The organism is Lancefieldella parvula (assembly GCF_963547875.1).
Lineage (GTDB): Bacteria > Actinomycetota > Coriobacteriia > Coriobacteriales > Atopobiaceae > Lancefieldella > Lancefieldella parvula_D.
In genome coordinates, this window is record NZ_CAUUSI010000006.1 from 25,937 (window position 1) to 44,547 (window position 18,611).

12 protein-coding genes are annotated in these 18,611 nt (G+C 52.6%); 10 read left to right on the forward strand and 2 right to left on the reverse strand.

Annotated features, from left to right (window positions below; genetic code table 11):
* Positions 1 to 555: 555 nt before the first annotated feature.
* Both RWJ96_RS03635 and RWJ96_RS03640 read right to left on the reverse strand, forming a co-directional pair.
* A complete protein-coding gene (locus RWJ96_RS03635; RefSeq protein WP_035428532.1) occupies positions 556 to 1,482 on the reverse strand; it encodes a pseudouridine-5'-phosphate glycosidase in 927 nt (308 codons plus the stop codon).
* A gap of 68 nt (positions 1,483 to 1,550) precedes the next feature.
* The gene (locus RWJ96_RS03640; RefSeq protein ID WP_314019000.1) at positions 1,551 to 2,633 is read right to left on the reverse strand and encodes a PfkB family carbohydrate kinase; all 1,083 of its coding nucleotides are present in this window, start codon (positions 2,631 to 2,633) and stop codon (positions 1,551 to 1,553) included.
* 407 nt (positions 2,634 to 3,040) lie between these two features.
* Here RWJ96_RS03640 and RWJ96_RS03645 point away from each other — a divergent pair, with 407 nt between their 5' ends.
* The 10 genes from RWJ96_RS03645 to RWJ96_RS03690 all read left to right on the forward strand — a co-directional run bounded on the left by RWJ96_RS03645 (position 3,041) and on the right by RWJ96_RS03690 (position 18,212).
* Positions 3,041 to 4,231: a phosphopentomutase gene (locus RWJ96_RS03645; RefSeq protein WP_313995020.1), complete on the forward strand. Its 1,191-nt coding sequence runs from the start codon at positions 3,041 to 3,043 to the stop codon at positions 4,229 to 4,231.
* On the forward strand, positions 4,231 to 4,941 hold the full coding sequence (deoD, locus tag RWJ96_RS03650; protein WP_314019001.1) for a purine-nucleoside phosphorylase: 711 nt from the start codon (positions 4,231 to 4,233) through the stop codon (positions 4,939 to 4,941). The genes RWJ96_RS03645 and deoD overlap by 1 nt, the downstream gene beginning before the upstream one ends.
* A gap of 163 nt (positions 4,942 to 5,104) precedes the next feature.
* Positions 5,105 to 6,181 carry a BMP family ABC transporter substrate-binding protein gene (locus RWJ96_RS03655; protein ID WP_314019002.1) on the forward strand — a complete coding sequence of 359 codons (1,077 nt, stop codon included), beginning with the start codon at positions 5,105 to 5,107 and terminating at the stop codon, positions 6,179 to 6,181.
* Between the two features lie 147 nt (positions 6,182 to 6,328).
* A complete protein-coding gene (locus tag RWJ96_RS03660; RefSeq protein ID WP_314019003.1) occupies positions 6,329 to 7,858 on the forward strand; it encodes an ABC transporter ATP-binding protein in 1,530 nt (509 codons plus the stop codon).
* Positions 7,855 to 9,057, forward strand: a complete 1,203-nt coding sequence (locus tag RWJ96_RS03665) for an ABC transporter permease (RefSeq protein WP_314019004.1) — start codon at positions 7,855 to 7,857, stop codon at positions 9,055 to 9,057. The genes RWJ96_RS03660 and RWJ96_RS03665 overlap by 4 nt, the downstream gene beginning before the upstream one ends.
* Positions 9,047 to 9,970: an ABC transporter permease gene (locus RWJ96_RS03670; RefSeq protein WP_035432466.1), complete on the forward strand. Its 924-nt coding sequence runs from the start codon at positions 9,047 to 9,049 to the stop codon at positions 9,968 to 9,970. Before RWJ96_RS03665 ends, RWJ96_RS03670 begins: the two co-directional genes overlap by 11 nt.
* The gene (locus RWJ96_RS03675) at positions 9,970 to 10,518 is read left to right on the forward strand and encodes a cytidine deaminase (RefSeq protein WP_314019005.1); all 549 of its coding nucleotides are present in this window, start codon (positions 9,970 to 9,972) and stop codon (positions 10,516 to 10,518) included. The genes RWJ96_RS03670 and RWJ96_RS03675 overlap by 1 nt, the downstream gene beginning before the upstream one ends.
* A gap of 182 nt (positions 10,519 to 10,700) precedes the next feature.
* A complete protein-coding gene (locus RWJ96_RS03680) occupies positions 10,701 to 12,026 on the forward strand; it encodes a pyrimidine-nucleoside phosphorylase (RefSeq protein ID WP_314019006.1) in 1,326 nt (441 codons plus the stop codon).
* A 731-nt stretch (positions 12,027 to 12,757) separates the two neighbouring features.
* Entirely contained in the window at positions 12,758 to 13,465 is a 708-nt protein-coding gene (locus tag RWJ96_RS03685; protein ID WP_314019007.1) for a TetR-like C-terminal domain-containing protein, read from the forward strand.
* The gene (locus RWJ96_RS03690; RefSeq protein ID WP_314019009.1) at positions 13,458 to 18,212 is read left to right on the forward strand and encodes an acyl-CoA dehydratase activase-related protein; all 4,755 of its coding nucleotides are present in this window, start codon (positions 13,458 to 13,460) and stop codon (positions 18,210 to 18,212) included. The genes RWJ96_RS03685 and RWJ96_RS03690 overlap by 8 nt, the downstream gene beginning before the upstream one ends.
* The last annotated feature ends 399 nt before the right edge of the window (positions 18,213 to 18,611 follow it).

Genomic DNA, 18,611 nt, shown 5'->3' on the forward strand with positions numbered 1-18,611 from the left:
TGCGATTAGGTTGCGGCCAACCAGTGGCCAACCAGCGGTCAGCCCACGGTCAAGCTGCCGCAAGATAGAAAAAGCCCCCACGTCAAATGAACTGCCTCCCATTTCTTGGACACGAAAAAATAGGAGGCAGTTCAAAACACACCTAAGTCGGATAATCTGTCAAAAAGACGTATACATGACGCTGAAAATACCTCAAACGTGCAGAATATCTTCATTAGGTGTGTAAAATGCCCGCAATTGAGCAGAATATCTGACTTAAGTGTGTTCCTTAGGTGCGGAATTTACCTATAGTTAAATCTTTTATATGACGCTATTCATTTTCTAGCATATTACATGAAGTTTATGCATAGAGATGTATATCAGGTAGTGCGACCGCCTAGCTGCCTGACTATCTTGATTAAGAACATGTCGATTCTTCGGCAGAACCTACCAAAGCTGCTGCAAGACAGAAAAAGCCCCCACGTCAAACGACGTAGGGGCCAAAAGAAATGCGATGCTAACGCGGAACTTGCACGTGTACTTTGTGCGCTTGCACGTTTGAGCACGTGCGTGCACTTACTTGCGGTTGCAAACCTCTGCAGCAACCTTTGCGCCAAGAGCAACGTTGTTGAAGACCAGCTGAATGTTTGACTCAAGGGAGTTGTTGCCAGTAATCTCAGCAACCTTTGCCAGCAGGAATGGTGTGGACTCCTTGCCGTGGATGCCGTTTGCCTCTGCCTCTGCAAGGGCCTTCTCGATAGCTGCGTCGATGGTGTCCTTATCCATTGCGTACTGCTCAGGAATTGGGTTGGTGACCAGGAGACCGCTGTTCATGCCAATCTGCTGCTGGGTAGTGAAGATCTCTGCCAGCTCAGCAGGGGAGTCAACGCGGTAGTCAACGCTAAAGCCGCTCTTGCGGGTGTAGAACGCAGGAAGCTCCTCGGTCTGGTAACCAAGTACAGGAACGCCCTTAGTCTCCAGGTACTCAAGGGTAAGGCCAAGGTCAAGAATGGACTTTGCGCCAGCGCAAATGACCATAACAGGAGTCTGTGCAAGCTCCTCGAGGTCAGCGGAGATGTCCATGGTGGTCTCAGCGCCACGGTGAACGCCGCCGATGCCGCCGGTTGCAAAGACGTCGATGCCTGCCATGTGAGCAATCATCATGGTAGTAGTGACGGTAGTTGCGCCGTCCTTCTTCTCAGCGATGATAACAGGGAGGTCGCGGCGGCTGACCTTAGCAACCTCGCGGCCCTTCTTGCCCAGGTAGTCAATCTCGTCAGCGGAGAGGCCGGCACGCATCTGGCCGTTAATAATTGCAATAGTTGCAGGAATTGCACCGTTGTCGCGGATAATCTGCTCAACCTTCAGAGCGGTCTCGACGTTCTGTGGGTAAGGCATACCGTGAGAAATGATGGTGGACTCCAGAGCTACAACAGGCTTGTTCTGCTCAAGAGCCTCTTTGACCTCATCAGATACAACGAGAAAATCCTTCAGGTTAGACATATATACTCCAATCGTAAACGACTAATGGAACCGAAAGTAGTGCCGTGCAGATGCGCTGTGCAGACGCGCTAAAGACCTGCGCGCTTGATGACCTCTTCAACGTTGAGTTCACCGTTGATGGTGTCCTCACCCTCAATGGCCATGCTGGAAGCAGCCATGCCTATCAGGCCGGTCTGCTCAAGCGTCATGCCCTGAGTATACGCCCAGGTAATTCCTGCCATCATGGCATCGCCCGCACCGGTCATGTTGACAAGCTTTGCGGGAAGCAGTGGCAAGCGAACGGTCTTCTCGTGATCAGCACAAAGAAGGCCCTTCTCGCTAAGGGAGATAAACACGCGCTTCAGTCCTGTTGCAAGCAGCTCGTGAGCTGCGGCTTCAAGGGAGGTATCGTCAGTGATCTTGATGCCCGAGAGCATCTCGGCCTCAAGGCGATTTGGCTTGAGTGTGTGAATCTTGCCCAGGACCCTCTTGAGCTTCTGTGCCTTAATGGAAGAAACGGGATCGCAGAAGATGGGGCAGGTCACGTTCTTGGCAATGAACTCGATGGTCTGCTGAGGCAGGTTGGTATCAATCACGCAAGCTGCGGCGTGCTGGATAACATCCAGGCGCTCCTCGATGCGCTCGGGGGTGACATACTCGTAAATCTGCATGTCATTGATGGCTTCCTGCATCTCACCGTGCTCGTCCATGATGAAGAGGTAGGTGGAAGTGGAAGCGCCTGGCACGGTAATAGAAGCGTCGATGTCAATGCCGCAGTCCAGGCAGCCCTCTTTGAGCTCGCGCGCACGATAGTCCTCGCCAAAAGCGGTGAGCAGACGAACGTCGCTGTCGAGAAGGGCAAGGTTGTGGGCAACATTTCTGCCAACGCCACCAAAGGACATGGTAACCTTGCCAGGGTTTGAATCTCCAGCCACAAGGGAAGTGTCTGGGCGGCCAGCAATATCCATGTTGGCAGCGCCAATCACAATAAAGTAGGGACGCTCGCTCAAAATGTAGCGGCGGCCCAAAATTGCGCCCTTTGCGGTAAGGTTGGAGATGTGAACCGAAACAGAAGAACGCGAGATACCTGCACGCTCTGCAATTTCCTTCTGAGTAATGGAAGGCTGCTCTTTAATCCAGTTGAAAATCATCTGTTCTCGATTGGTGAGCATCAGTCCTCCTAGCAGCTAAAATAGAATCCGACTAAACAGGTGCTTATATAAAAACTTCTAAACAGGTGCTTATCTTGTTTAAGCCAATGCTTAAATCTGCTTTGGACAACGATAAGACAGCAGCTAGAGTCTGTAAAGAATGAATTCATTAAATTTTTTCCTGGTGAGCTCAAAGATTTTCTCGCCACATTGGTTTTACCTGCTTGATTTTTCTAAGCATTTGCTGCGTACCGTTTACAGAATTTTAGTATCTGCAAACGGTTGTATCGTGAAAATCTCTCTAACTTGGGCGTCGGCATTATGCAACTGTAATAATATATTTAATGAATAGTAATGACTCGTCCACATAAGTTAGTTCGCGCATGTATCGTGCGCAAATGCTTGTTTCGGGCGTTTTAGGAGGTAGCATGCCTAAACGTGTTTTTGTAGTTGTTCTTGATAGTTTTGGCATCGGCGAAGAGCCTGATGCAGCGGCATATGGAGATGAGGGTAGCAATACCCTTTGTGCCTGCGCAACAAGTGGCGTTCTTAACATCCCAAATATGACAAAGTTGGGCCTTCTTAATATTGATGGCGCGCTTGATACCGTGTATGACGTTGATTTGAAGCCAATTGAGTCTCCTGAGGGCGCATATGCTCGCATGCAGGAGAAATCCGCTGGTAAAGATACTACGGTTGGCCACTGGGAGATGGCAGGTGTCATTTCTCCAAAGAAGTTCCCAACCTATCCTGATGGCTTCCCACAGGAGGTCATTGAGGAGTTTGAGCAGAAGACGGGCCGCAAGGTTTTGTGCAACAAACCTTACTCCGGAACCGATGTTATTAGAGACTTTGGTAAAGAGCACGTAGAGACTGGTGCTCTGATTGTCTATACCTCAGCAGATTCTGTTTTCCAGATTGCTGCTCATGAGGACGTGGTAAGTCCCGAGAAACTCTATGAGTATTGCCGCATTGCGCGCGAGATTCTTCAGGGTGAGCACGGTGTTGCTCGCGTTATTGCTCGTCCTTTTGAGGGAGAGTGGCCATACCAGCGCACTTCTCGCCGTCATGACTTCTCGCTTGAGCCAACGGGCCCAACCATGCTTGATCGTCTTAAAGAGAACGGCTTTGACGTTCTTTCTATTGGCAAGATTTATGACATCTTTGCTCACCGTGGTATGACAGAGTTTGAGTTTACTACCTGCAACGCAGACGGAATTCAGAAGACTATTGAGGCTACCAGCAAAGACTTCAACGGTCTGTGCTTCACCAACCTTGTTGATACCGACATGATTTACGGTCACCGCAACGATCCTGTGGGATACTCCAACGCTCTTTCTTATTTTGATGAGCGCATTCCTCAAATTATTGAGGGCCTTCGTGAGGATGACCTGTTCATTATCACCGCAGATCATGGCTGTGACCCGGTAACACCATCTACTGATCACTCTCGTGAGTACGTGCCACTGCTTATCACGGGTCCAAAGGTTAAGCCAAACACCAACCTTGGTACAACCGCCACATTTGCCGACATGGCCGAGACAATTCTTGATTATTTTGGCGTTGAGCAACTTGGTGTTGGAACTTCTCACCTGTCAGAGATTCTTAAGGAGAACTAATGGCTACTACCCCAACTCCCCATAACGCTGCTGTTGAGGGCCAGATTGCTAAGACTGTCCTCATGCCAGGCGATCCTCTGCGCGCAAAGCTTCTTGCAGACACGTACCTGGAGAACGTTGAGCAGTTCAACACCGTTCGCAATATGTTTGGCTACACCGGCACCTACAAGGGACAGCCAGTCTCCGTTATGGGTTCTGGTATGGGTATGCCTTCCATTGGCATTTATTCTTACGAGCTCTTTAATTTCTACGGAGTTGACAACATTCTCCGCATTGGTAGCGCTGGCGGCCTTGCTCCTGAGGTAAAGCTTAGAGACATTGTTATTGGCATGTCTTCCAGCACTGATTCTAATTATCCATCACAGTACGGAATGCCTGGAACTATTGCACCTACCGCAGACTTTGGCCTGTTGAGTAAGGCTGTTGCTGGTGCAGAAAAGCTGGGTTATCCCGTTCGCGTTGGTAATATTCTGGCAAGCGACGTGTTCTATACCGTAGACAACTCGCTTACCAAATGGGCAAACATGGATGTTCTTGCCGTTGAGATGGAGTCGGCAGCCCTGTATCTCAACGCCATGTACGCTCATAAGCATGCGCTTACGCTGCTAACTATCTCTGATTTGCCTCTTACAGGAGAAGCACTTACTGCTGAAGAGCGTCAGACTAGTTTCACGCAGATGATGGAGGTTGCTCTTTCTGTTGTTGCTTAAAGCGCTTGTTGCACAAAGCATCACAGGTCAGCAGCTTACCATTGCTGTTTGTTTTGGAACCATGCGGATTTTCCGCTTAAGTTAGGGAAGTTTGGTCAACTTCTCATAAAGATCCAGCACAAAAGCTGGACGTTCCCGCCACATGAGGTAAGGAGAGCACGGAATGAACAAGAACGTTTCTCGTCGTAGTTTTGTGACCGGCGCAACCGGCGCTGGCGCATTTGCAGCACTTGCAGGTCTTGCAGGCTGCAACAACTCCAAGAAGGACGACGGCGGCCAGAAGGCATCAGGTGAGAAGAAAAAGAAGCTCACCATGGTTACCGATACTGGTGGTGTTAACGACCAGTCCTTTAACCAGTCCGCTTGGGAGGGCATGACCGAGCTTAAGGACAAGAACGGCTGGGATGTCAGCTACCTTGAGTCCAAGCAGGATTCCGATTACGCAACCAACCTTGATAAGGCTGTTGACGCAGAGTCCGATCTTGTTTGGGGCGTTGGCTTTGCTATGGCAGACGCAACCCTTAAGGCTGCTAAGGACAATCCAAACACCCAGTTTGCCATTATCGACAACGGCAACGAGTCTGAGGTTTCCAACTTCACTGGCGTAATGTTCCGTGCTCAGGAGCCTTCCTTTGTTGTTGGCTACATTGCTGCTCGCACCACAAAGACTGGCAAGGTTGGCTTTGTTGGCGGCATTTCTTCCGCACTTATCGACCAGTTTGAGTATGGTTACCGCGGCGGCGTTGCTTATGCAAACAAGGAAAAGGGCACCAACGTTGAGGTTTCTGCACAGTATGCAGAGTCCTTCTCCGATGCTGCAAAGGGTAAGGCTATTGCTAACTCCATGTACTCCGATGGTTGCGACGTTGTCTTCCACGCTGCAGGCGGCGTAGGAACTGGCGTTATTGAGGCAGCTAAGGACGCAAACAAGCTTGCTATCGGCGTTGACCGTGACCAGGCATATCTTGCTCCAGAGAACGTTCTGACCTCCGCTCTTAAGCGCGTCAACGTTGCTATCGTTGAGATTTCCGAGAAGATCCTGAAGGACGGCCAGAAGGGCGGCACTACTGTTTCCCTGGGCGCTTCCGAGGACGCTGTCGGAATTGCTGAGGATCACCACCTCATGGGCGAGGACACCTACAAGGCAGCTACTGACCTTCTCGACAAGATCAAGGCTGGCTCCGTTGTTCCTCCTGCAAGCAAGGATGACCTGGACAAGTACGTCAAGTCTTTGAGCTAAGCTCTGACTTAGTTTTTTGAGCCCTGGGGTTTCTCGCCAGATGGTTTTGCCGTCTGACAGGCCCAAAGGCTGATGAGTTTGGATTTGCTGGTGAGGAGTGCTCTTTGGCACTCCTCACCTCTAGCAAGTGTGTAAAGGAGGTGGCTCGTGGAAGTCAGTTCGGATTACGCTGTTCAGATGCATGGCATTACCAAAGTTTTTGGATCGTTTAAAGCTCTTGACGCCGTAGACCTTAACGTGCGCAAGCAAACTGTCCACGCCATTTTAGGAGAGAACGGCGCAGGTAAAAGTACGCTCATGAACGTACTGTATGGCCTGTATTCTGCTGATGAGGGCGAGGTTTACCTCAACGGAGAGCGTGTATCCATTTCTGGCCCAAACGATGCTATCGCTCACGGTATTGGTATGGTTCACCAGCACTTTATGCTGGTCGAGAACTTTACTGTTACAGAAAATATTGTTTTGGGCAACGAGGTCACCAAGGCCGGTGGCGTCCTTGATCCAAAGCGAGCTCGCGAGAAGGTCCTTGAAATTGTTGAGGAATACGGCTTTGACGTAGATCCTGACGCTAAGATCGAAGACATTTCTGTTGGTATGCAGCAGCGCGTTGAGATCTTAAAGGCCCTGTATCGCGGTGCTGATACGCTGATTCTTGATGAGCCTACGGCAGTTCTTACACCGCAGGAAATTGAGAAGCTTATTCAGATCATGCATGACCTGGTAAGCAAAGGTAAAACCATTATTGTTATTACTCACAAGCTTAAAGAGATTATGTCTTCTGCTGACGAGTGCACTATTATTCGTCGCGGTAAGTACATGAGCACCGTTGATGTCTCCAAGACATCCGAGACCGAGCTTGCAACACTTATGGTGGGTAGAAACGTTAACCTGCATGTAGAAAAGAAGCCAGCAACTCCTGGCGAGGTTGTTCTTTCTATTAAGGACCTCCACGTCAAGGACGAGCGCGGCATTGAGCAGGTAAATGGCTTTAATTTGGATATTCGTGCCGGTGAGATTGTTGGTCTTGCAGGCATTGACGGCAACGGCCAGAAAGAACTTGCCGATGCCATAAACGCGCTGGTCAAACCTGAGTCGGGCACCATTACCGTTAAAGGTGAAGAGATTCAGGGCACAACCCCTAAAACGGTCATTGACCACGCAGTTGCAACTATTCCTTCAGACCGTCACCGTTGGGGCTTGGTTCTGCCTTTTACGGTTGCCGAGAACATGGTGCTTGAGCGCCACAACGAGGAGACCTTTGGTAAAGGCATTGCACTTGACTTGGCAAAGATCAAAGAATTCTCTCAGAAGCTGATTGACGAGTTTGATATTCGTCCTGCAGAGTGCGCAGATCATCAAGCAGTGGGACTTTCTGGCGGCAATCAGCAGAAGGTTATTATTGCCCGTGAGGTTTCTTCCAACCCAGATGTCCTCATTGCCATCCAGCCAACCCGCGGTCTTGACGTTGGTGCTATTGAGTTTGTCCACAAAGCGCTTATTCGCGAGAGGGACCGTGGAGCAGCAATTTTGCTGATTTCCTTTGAGCTGGACGAGATTATGGACGTTGCCGATAAGATGGCAATTATTTACGCCGGCAAGAATGTTGGCGAGTTTGACCAAGGTACTATCACTGAAGAGCAGGCTGGCCTGCTGATGGCAGGAGGTGACGCCGAGTGAGTACGCTTACAAAGATAATGAGAAAGCCAATTACGTCAGCAATTGTTGCTATTTTTGTTGGCCTGTTGGTTGCTTCTATTATTTTGGTTGTTGCAGGTTATGACCCTATCAGCTCGTTTGAGGCTCTTATTGGCGGCATGGTAGGTAAGCCAAAATACATTTCTAACGTCATTATTAAGGCAACACCTCTGCTCTTTACGGGTATTGCCGTTGCCTTTGCATTCCGCGTTGGCCTCTTTAACATTGGTGCTGAGGGTCAGTACATTGTTGGTACTATCCTGGCTGTTATTGTTGGCTACAGCCTTGACCTTCCTCCTGTGCTGCAGATTCCTGTAGTTGTTTTGGTAGGCACCGCAGGCGGAGCAGGTATTGGCGCCATCATTGGATGGCTTAAAGCTCAGTTTGGCATCAACGAGGTTATTACCAGCATTATGTTTAACTGGATCAGCCTCTACCTCTGCAACTTTGTGGTTTCTCTTCCACAGTTCCACCAGCCAAACTCAACATCTTCGTACTCCATTAACGAGTCCGGCTACACCACACTGTTCTATGGCATGAAGAATTCCGAGGACGGTGCTGAGGCAATTCGCAATATTCCTGTTATTGGCGACGCTATTATGCGTACCGATGTAAACATTGGTATTTTTGTTGCTATTATCGCAGCTATCTTTATTGGGTGGCTGCTTATGCGCACCAAGGTTGGTTATGAGATGCGCGCTGTTGGTTTTAACCGCGACGCTGCACAGTTTACCGGCATCAACGTTAAGAAAAACCTTACGCTCTGCATGGCTATTTCTGGTGCACTCTGCGGACTTGCAGGTGCTCTGACCATTACCGGTATTGCTCCTCACAGTATCGCAACGCTGGCAGCATTTGAGAACAACGGCTTTAACGGTCTGTCCGTTGCGTTTATCGCCAACTGCAACCCTGTGGCATGTATTCCTGCATCCTTCCTGTTTGCTGGTCTTCTTTATGGTGGCCAGACTGTTCAGCAGACGGTTGGTGCACCTTCCGAGATTATCAACATTGTTATTGGTACCATCGTGTTCTTCATGGCTCTGGGTGGCGTTATTCCAATGCTTGCCGATCGTCTTGATCACAAGCGTGCCCAGAAGGCTAAGGAAGAAGAGGCAAAGCTTGCTGCTCAAGTGAGTGATGCGTCCAACCCATCTCAGGAGGAGGCAAACAATGCTCACTAACCTGATTCTTCTTGTTTCCGTTACCCTCATGTACTCGACACCTCTTATTTTTGGTGCTCTGGGCGGCGTTGTCTCCGAGCGCTCCGGTGTTGTCAACATTGGTATTGAGGGCATGATGGGCGTTGGCGCCTTTGCGGGTGTTGCAGGCAGCTACCTCACCGGAAACCCTTGGATTGGCTTCCTTTGTGCAGGTATTGCAGGCGGTCTTATTGCGCTTTTGCACGCCATGGCATCTATTACGTTTAACGCTGACCAGACAGTTTCTGGTGTTGCAATTAACCTGCTGGCACCTGGCATTGCTCTGTTTGCCTGCCGTCTTTTGTTTGATGGCGCTGCAATGTCTCCAGCAGTCACCAAGCTCCCAAAGCTCTTTGGTGAGGGTGCCTTTAACGACACACCTTATTCCAGCTTGAACGTAGACATTACCGTGGTACTTGCACTTTTAACCGCTCTTCTCGTCTGGTTTGTGCTTTACCGCACCAAGTGGGGCCTGCGTATTCGCTCCGTTGGCGAGCATCCACACGCATCCGAGACGCTGGGCATTAGCGTTCGTAAGACTCGCTACCTCTGCGTTATTGTTTCTGGTGTTCTTGCAGGATTTGGCGGCGCTTCTGTAACGCTGGCAATTATTTCTCAGTTCACTCAGACCGCTATTTCTGGTCAGGGCTTTATTGCACTGGCTGCGGTTATCTTTGGTAAGTGGAAGCCTCTGAACACCTATGCAGCTTGCCTGCTCTTTGGTTTTACTCAGGCACTGGCAATTCTGCTTGGCGGCGGAGCAACTCCAATTCCAAGCCAGATTATTGCAATGCTTCCATACTTCATCACCATCATTACGCTGGTCCTCTTTGTTGGTAAGTCCGTTGCTCCTAAGGCAGACGGTGTGCCATACATCAAGGGAAGTCGCGCATAATGGCCGGGGTAGAGGGTTCTTGCCACGTTTCTAACGAGGCTCTTGTTCAGCTTGCCATTGAGGCACGTAACCATGCCTATGTACCGTACTCTCACTATGCTGTTGGAGCTGCACTGTTGTGCTCCGACGGCACGGTGTACGGCGGTGCCAATCTAGAAAACGCTGCGTACACGCCTTCTAACTGCGCCGAGCGTACGGCGTTTTTCCGCGCAGTGTTTGAGGGTCGCAGGGATTTTGTGGCCATTGCGGTTGTTGGTGGTCCTGAGGGAGAGGCTCCAACAGCTTGGTGCACTCCTTGTGGTGTATGCAGGCAGGTTATTCGCGAGTGGTGCGATCCTGCAACGTTCCGTATTGTGCTGGGCAAGGCAGATGCAGCTCCTCGTGAGTATCTGCTCCAGGACATCTTGCCTATGGGATTTGGTCCCGAGGATCTGGGTGGGTCCAGTCCTGCTGGCGCATCGGGTGACGACGCCGTGAAGGGTGCCGACGGTGGCCACGAGCACGGTTGTGGCTGCGGGTGCAGCGAGCACGGCAAGAGAAACCAGTAAGCTGCGGTATCAAGCAGCCTGCGCTTGCGGGTGCAGATAACCTGGTAGGTTGCATGAAATTGCGAGCCGGTAGAGTTTCTCGCTACCGGCTCTTTTACTAGAGAGTTAACGCGAACGGCAACGAACGCGCCTGACGGCGCCGCGAACGGCAACGAACGCGAACAGCGGAAAGAGGTTCAACTATGCGCATGTACGACGTGATTGAAAAGAAGCGCGACGGCGGCGAGCTTACCGACGCCGAGATTGATTACTTTGTCTCGGGCTATGTAGCTGGGGATATTCCCGATTATCAGGCCTCAGCGCTGGCGATGGCCATTTTCTACAAGGGTATGACTGCGCACGAGACGGCTCACCTGACCATGGCAATGGCCGAGTCCGGCGACATGATGGACCTCTCGGCAATCCCTGGTATTAAGATTGACAAGCACTCCACTGGTGGCGTTGGCGATAAGACCACGCTGGTAGTGGCCCCTCTTGTTGCGTCTTTAGGCGTAAAGGTTGCCAAGATGAGCGGCCGTGGCCTGGGTCACACGGGCGGTACGCTGGACAAACTTGAGGCAATTCCAGGACTTTCCATTGAGATTTCCGAGCCTGACTTCTTCAAGCAGGTCTCCGAGATTGGCGTTGCCGTTGCAGGTCAGACGGGCAATCTTGTTCCAGCTGATAAAAAGCTCTATGCGCTGCGCGACGTTACCGCAACAGTTGACTCGGTGCCTCTGATTGCGTCGAGCATCATGAGCAAGAAGATTGCTTCCGGTTCCGACTGCATTTTGTTGGACGTCAAGTGTGGTTCCGGCGCCTTCATGAAGGACGTCGATTCCGCAATTGAGCTGGCAGATGCCATGGTTTCCATTGGCGAGCACGTCGGCCGCACCACCGCAGCACTGATTACTGGCATGGATCGCCCTCTTGGCAAAAACGTGGGCAATTCCCTCGAGGTCATTGAGGCAGTGGCCACGCTTAAGGGTGAAGGTCCTGATGATCTGACCGATGTCTGCGTTGAACTTGCTGCAAACATGCTTAACCTCGCAGGTAAGGGAAGCGTTGAGGACTGCCGCGAGTTGGCCCGTCAGCAGATTGCAAACGGCGAGGGCTTGGCTAAGCTGGCCCAGATGGTCAAGGCCCAGGGCGGCACCGACGAGGTCATCTTCGATACCACCAAGTTTGAGGCCGCGCCATTCCGTCGCGATATTGTGGCCGAAACCAGCGGATATATTACGTCCATGAACGCTGAGCTGGTGGGCATTTCCTCCGTTGCTCTGGGCGCTGGCCGCGAGAAGAAGGGCGATCCAATCGACCCAGCAGCTGGTATTATCCTTGAGCGCAAGACCGGTGATTATGTCGAGAAGGGCGATGTGATTGCAACGCTTCTGACCGGTGACGAAAGCCGTCTTGATGAGGGCGAGCGCATCTTCCGCGAGGCTCTGGTCTTTGGCGAAAACGCTCCCGAGCTGGAACCGCTGTTCTTCGCGCGCGTCTCCAAGGACGGCGTCGAGCGCTTCGCGTAAGCGCAGGTAGCGGCCACGGCGCGCGGGGTTCCGAGCTCCACATAACATGCAGGTGAGAGCGTGCAAGCTGGAAGCTCCACATAACATGCAGGTCAGACCGGTGTTCACGCAGGTGGACACCGGTTTTTTGTACGGTCACAGCGTCGTGTGCGGACAAACTTGCAGGTCGGACGCGCGAAGCGCCGGCGGGGAGTGCACGGGGTTTCTCGCCAGGCGCTGCTGCAGACAGTTTGCGGTCTTCGAGCCTGAAAAGCTCATCATGTCTGAGTAAATTAACTCAGACATGGCGAAAAAAGCCGGCAAATAGCTCAGATATGGTGCACTTTTTCGGCAAATTGTTCAGACATGACAATAACATCAGGCTCCCTGGAGGGGTGAGCTCGGACACGCTTTAAACCCCGCCTGAAAAGTGCAAAGATTCTGTATTTTGGACACCGATTCTTTGATGAAATCAGGCAAATCCACAGACTCTTTGAAGTATTTAGGCAAAAGTTACAGATTCTTTGCAGAAATCAGGCGCGCTAGCAGGTCAAATAGAACCCTAGCGGTCAAAGTAAGTCTGGCGAGAAAATCGATCTTCTCGAGGTTGCAGTTATTACACAGGGTGTGTAATAATACTCAGTATGTGCAATAAGTCGGGTGCTACGGTGTTGTTGTGCTGTCGCGCTAGCACCCTCAGCTCACCCGATGCGCGCTCGCGTACCTGCAACCAGGAGAGGCTTCAGAAACGTATGACGCAAACATTGTCTGTACCTGCTGTTTTTTCAGCTTGCAAGCTTGATCGACGCACCGCAAGAACTCGTGCGGCGCTCAGAAAAGCCCTGGCAGAAGAGATAGACGCTACCGGCGACCTTACTTCCGTGACCGTCACGGGCGTAACGGAGCGCGCTGGCCTCACGCGTCGAACCTTTTATTCTCACTACAAAGACATCCCTGACCTGGTGCTCCACATCGAAAAGGAAGCGCTAGCAGAGCTCCGACCTGCTGTTGAGCAGCTCGCTCGCGTGAACCTTGTCGAGCTCAAGAAGGCCATTGACTCCTACAAGCCATGCCCCGGCGCAACGGAGATGCTTCGAAGCATTCGCAAGCACGGCTTCTACCTGCGCCCCTTGCTGGGTAACGGCGGCGATCCCGCGTTTCAGGACAAACTAAAGCACCTGGTACACGAGGTTATCGCCCAGCGCGCCCTGCACGATCTTGATCCGCGCGCACTTGGTCCCTTCTTTGACTACTATCTGACCTTCGCAATTTCTGCCGAGGTCGGCGTCCTTATCCGCTGGTTAATCGGCGGCATGCGCGAGAGCGACGAGCAGATGGCAGGCCTTATGACCGGCTTGATGTTTGTTGCGCCTGGCGATCTGTACGGCAAGCCAATCAAGCTAGATGTTCCACGATTTGCGCTTGCAACTCTTGTTCTCGGAGAGGAAAACAATGATTAGTCCAAAGTTTGAGCTGGTAGAGAACGGTGCAGAGCTTGCACCAAACGTCCCACTTGACCTGTCTCAGGCCCACCTTATGCTGGGCATTGACGTTGGTTCCACAACTGTAAAGCTGTCCGTCATCGACGAGGACGGCACGCTGGTCTACGCAAACTACGAGCGCCACCACACCGACGTTCGCGCAACGGCTCGTTCCCTGTTTGTTAAAGCTCAGAAGCACATTGGCGAGACATCCATGTACGCCGCAATCACCGGTTCCGGCGGAATGCTGCTGGCACAATGGCTTGACCTGGAGTTTGTCCAGGAGGTCATCGCTTCCAAGCGCGCTGTTGAGACGCTGATCCCTCAGACCGACGTTGCTATTGAGCTGGGCGGCGAGGATGCAAAGATCATCTACTTTGATAACGGCATTGAGCAGCGCATGAACGGTACCTGCGCTGGTGGTACCGGTGCGTTTATCGACCAGATGGCATCTCTCCTCAAGACCGACGCAACTGGCCTCAACGAGCTGGCAAAAGACGTCAAGCAGATCTACCCAATTGCATCTCGCTGCGGCGTTTTTGCTAAGTCCGACGTTCAGCCGCTGCTCAACGAGGGTGCCGCTCCTGCCGACATCGCTGCTTCCATCTTCCAGGCCGTTGCAAATCAGACTGTCTCTGGCTTGGCCTGTGGTCACCCTATCCGCGGCCACGTCGCGTTTCTCGGCGGCCCGCTGCAGTACCTCTCTGAACTGCGCCGTCGCTTCTACATCACGCTTAACCTGGACGACGAGCACATCGTCTTGCCAAAGAACGCTCACCTCTTTGTTGCAACGGGCGCTGCTCTGGCGGGCGAGTCCGACCGACCAATCACCTTTACGCAGGTCATGGAGGCGCTGGACAACCTCAAGGACATCCAGGGCTCCGAGGTTGCTCGTCTGGACCCACTCTTTGCTACTCAACAGGACTTTGACGACTTCAAGGCCCGCCACGATCAAGAGGTAGTCCCCAAAGGCCAGCTGGCCAACTACCACGGCCGCGTGTTCATTGGCATCGACGCAGGTTCTACCACTATGAAGGCTGCTGTTGTTGGCGAGAAGGGCGAGCTTCTTTACACCTGGTACGACAATAACAACGGCGATATCCTGGGTACCGCTCGCAAAATCATGGACTCCATCTACGACGAGATGCCTTCCGACTGCATTATTGGCCATGTCACAACCACCGGTTATGGTGAGGGCATCCTGATTGAGGCTCTGCGTGCAGACTCGGGCGAGATTGAGACCGTTGCTCACCTGCGTGGCGCTAAGGCATTTGTCCCAGACGTTGATTTCATTCTTGATATTGGCGGCCAGGACATGAAGTGTCTGCAGGTCAAAGACGGCGTCATTGAGCACATTATGCTGAACGAAGCTTGCTCTGCAGGCTGCGGCTCCTTTATTGCATCTTTTGCCGACTCCATGAAGATGGACGTCCGCGAGTTTGCAACCGCTGCAACCAAGGCAACACTCCCTGTTGACCTGGGATCCCGCTGTACCGTCTTCATGAACTCCCGCGTCAAGCAGGCGCAGAAGGAGGGTGCAACCATCGGCGACGTTGCTGCTGGTCTTTCATACTCCGTCATCAAGAATGCCCTGTTCAAGGTCATTAAGCTCCGCGACTTCAGCGAGATTGGCGAGCACTGCATTGTTCAGGGCGGTACCTTTATGTCCGACGCAACGCTCCGTGCTTTTGAGCTGCTCACCGGCAGAGATGTCATCCGTCCTGATATTGCAGGTGTCATGGGTGCCTACGGCGCCGCTCTTCTCGCCCGCGACCGCGCAGGTATTGATGGCGTATCCACTCTGCTTGACCGCGAGTCCATCGATAATCTGCAGGTCAAGCTTACCAACACACACTGCCGCATCTGCCCTAACAGCTGCATGCTTACCATTAACGATTTTGGCAGCGGCCACAGGTTTATCACCGGTAACCGTTGCGAGAAAGGCGCAGGTAAGAAGCGTGGCGCTAAGAAGAACGAGGCACCAAACGTTTTTGCGTTCAAGAACAAGCTGCTGTTTGATCGCGAGTCGCTTCCTGTAGACGAGGCTCCACGCGGCACCGTGGGTATTCCTCGCGCGCTGAACATGTACGAGAACTATCCGTTCTGGCACACGTTTTTCACTAAGCTGGGCTTCTCGGTCATTTTGTCCGACCAGACCACCGCAAAGACGTACGACGCAGGTATCGAATCCATGCCTTCTGAGTCCGCCTGCTATCCCGCGAAGCTTTCCCACGGCCACATCATGAACTTGCTGGCCAAGGACCCGGACTTCATTTGGATGCCATGCATTCGTTGGGAGCGCAAGGAGGACGACTCCGCAACCAACCACTACAACTGCCCAATTGTTATGAGCTACCCTCAGGCGCTGGGCCTCAACGTGGACGAACTCTCTGATCCGTCCATCCAGTACATGGCTCCGTTCATTCCGTACGACAAGAAAAACGAGCTCAAGCGTCGTTTGTACGAGCTCATCAGTGAACAGCGCGAGAAGGACGCCCAGGTAGGCAAGGGTCGCTTCCGCGGCGAGCACATCACGCGCGCCGAAATTGACGCCGCTGTTGAGGCTGCTTGGCAGGAAGACATCAACGTCAAGGACCAGATGCACCGCGCAGGTGACGAGGCTCTTGCGTGGATTGAAGAGCACGACGCTCACGGTATTGTTCTTGCAGGTCGCCCATACCACAACGACCCAGAGATTAATCACGCCATCCCTGAGCTGGTCTCTTCTTTTGGCTTTGCCGTGCTCACCGAGGATTCCATTGCCCATAAGATGATGCCTGAGCGCCCCATCCGTATTGTTGACCAGTGGATGTATCACTCGCGTCTGTACCGTGCGGCTCGCTTTGTTGCGTCCCGAAACGACCTGGACCTCATCCAGCTCTTCTCGTTTGGTTGTGGCCTTGACGCACTGACTACCGACCAGGTCCAGGAGATTCTTGAGGCTTCGGGCAAGATCTACACCATGCTCAAGGTCGACCAGGTCTCCAACTTGGGCGCTGCGCGTATTCGTATCCGCTCGCTGATGGCTGCTTTAAACGAGCAGCAGGCAGAGCTGGAGCGACTTGCAGCTGCTGGTCTTGTTACCGAGGCTGTTCCTCAGGGCGTTCGCATGGCCGACGGCTCTCTGGAAAAGGCCAGGAGCGCTAGTTCTTCTCGCCGTGCGCCCGTGTACCGCGAGGCAGAATCCGCAGCTTACGAGAAGGTTCGCTACACCAAGGAGATGCAGGAAGCGGGCTATACCATCCTGGCTCCGCAGATGGCGCCGATCCACTTTGAGCTGGTAGAGGAGCTGCTGAAGGGTGCGGGCTACAACGTTGTGCTGCTGCCTTCGGTTGACCAGGGTGCCGTTGACATGGGCCTTCGCTACGTCAACAACGACATCTGCTACCCATCCATCCTGGTCACGGGTCAGATTATGGAGGCAGTGCTTTCCGGCAAGTACGATCTGACCAAGACCGCAGTTCTGATTTCGCAGACCGGCGGTGGCTGCCGTGCAACCAACTATATTGCACTGATTCGTAAGGCGCTCAAAGACGCAGGTCATCCAGAGATTCCGGTCATTTCCGTCTCCGCCGCTTCCGGCCTTGACGAGGACAACCCAGGATTCAAGCTGTTCAAGCCCGATTTGCTCATCAAGGCAGTTTACGCGCTGCTATACGGCGACCTGATTATGCAGCTGCTGTATCGTGTTCGTCCCTACGAGGCAGTCAAGGGTTCCGCAAATGAGCTGTATGACCAGCTCATGGCCGATACACGCTCCAAGATCAACGGAATTTCTCGCAAGGAATTCTACAAGCAGTGCCAGCGTACCATCGAGCTGTTTGACAGCCTGCCCGTGGTCAATGACCGCCAGAAGCCACGCGTCGGCGTCGTCGGCGAGATTCTGGTTAAGTTCCACCCAACGGCCAACAATGAGCTGGTCAAGGTCATCGAGTCCGAAGGCTGCGAGGCTAACGTTCCGGGTCTGGTCGACTTCTTCCTGTTTGGCCTCTCCAACGCGATCAACACACACAAGGAGCTTGGTACTTCGTTCAAGAGCCGCATGACGCACATCGCGGGCATCAAGATGGTCCAGGGACTGCGCGCGCCAATCAACAAGATGCTGGAGAAGTCCGAGCGCTTTGAGCCATATCCCAACATCGATGAACTGGCCGAGAAGGCTGGTCAGATTCTCTCGCTCTGCAACACGATGGGCGAGGGTTGGCTGCTCACCGCCGAGATGTGCGACCTCATTGAGACGGGCACACCAAATATCGTCTGCGCTCAGCCGTTTGCCTGCCTGCCAAACCACGTCGTTGGTAAGGCAGTCATCAAGCGCCTGCGCCAGATGCACCCCGAGTCCAACATTGTTGCCGTCGACTACGACCCAGGTGCGTCCGAGGTTAACCAGCTCAACCGTATCAAGCTGATGATTTCGGTTGCTAAGGAGAACTACAAGAATGGCGTAAATGGCGAGTTCAAGCTAGAAAACGCTGACGACCCCGTCACCAACGACGCAACTATGCCGTATACCGGCCGCGACAAGTTTGGCCTGGATTCCGTTGTCCGTGAGGGCGGCCACTCTTGCTCTTCGCACCGCGTGTCTGCACTGGAAGCAACCGGTGCTAACCTGGGCGATCTTGGTCGCACCGCGCCTGACCACGGAAAAGATTACGGTTCCATTAGGCTTTCCGAGGAGCAGATGGCTGCTATCGAGCGCGCCAAGAAGAAGGCCGGCGTCAAGTAGTGCGGTCGACGCGGTCTGTGCGCCGAGACACGTGGCTGCGAGCGCGCATCCCGCGCCGACCGGCCGCGCAACCAGCGCCGACCGGTCGCGCAACCAGCGTAATCGGCTGCGAAGTTGGTGCGCAACCAGCTACAAAGTTGTAATTTGCACGTTAATGAGCCCCAAACCATGGTTCGGGGCTCATTTTTGACGATTTCGGGCCCAAAAAGGTAAAAAATGCGTTTAGTTGGAGTATTCATTTTGAAAATGAGGTGTTTTGACTCAATTAGTAAAAGAAATAGTTAAAACTTTTTCGCTTATCCTGGGCAAACGCGAATATAAAAAGTTGAACTAAATTCCTTCATTCCCAACTAAACGCATTTTTTACCGCCTGAAGTCTCAAAAACGGCAATTTTCCAA

Excerpts from the sequence above, each read along its gene's own strand:
- RWJ96_RS03635 (WP_035428532.1), bottom strand. The coding sequence starts at position 1,482 with ATGTCTAACCTGAAGGATTTTCTCGTTGTATCTGATGAGGTCAAAGAG.
- RWJ96_RS03640 (WP_314019000.1), bottom strand. The coding sequence starts at position 2,633 with ATGCTCACCAATCGAGAACAGATGATTTTCAACTGGATTAAAGAGCAG.
- RWJ96_RS03645 (WP_313995020.1), top strand. The coding sequence starts at position 3,041 with ATGCCTAAACGTGTTTTTGTAGTTGTTCTTGATAGTTTTGGCATCGGC.
- deoD (WP_314019001.1), top strand. The coding sequence starts at position 4,231 with ATGGCTACTACCCCAACTCCCCATAACGCTGCTGTTGAGGGCCAGATT.
- RWJ96_RS03655 (WP_314019002.1), top strand. The coding sequence starts at position 5,105 with ATGAACAAGAACGTTTCTCGTCGTAGTTTTGTGACCGGCGCAACCGGC.
- RWJ96_RS03670 (WP_035432466.1), top strand. The coding sequence starts at position 9,047 with ATGCTCACTAACCTGATTCTTCTTGTTTCCGTTACCCTCATGTACTCG.
- RWJ96_RS03675 (WP_314019005.1), top strand. The coding sequence starts at position 9,970 with ATGGCCGGGGTAGAGGGTTCTTGCCACGTTTCTAACGAGGCTCTTGTT.
- RWJ96_RS03680 (WP_314019006.1), top strand. The coding sequence starts at position 10,701 with ATGCGCATGTACGACGTGATTGAAAAGAAGCGCGACGGCGGCGAGCTT.
- RWJ96_RS03685 (WP_314019007.1), top strand. The coding sequence starts at position 12,758 with ATGACGCAAACATTGTCTGTACCTGCTGTTTTTTCAGCTTGCAAGCTT.
- RWJ96_RS03690 (WP_314019009.1), top strand. The coding sequence starts at position 13,458 with ATGATTAGTCCAAAGTTTGAGCTGGTAGAGAACGGTGCAGAGCTTGCA.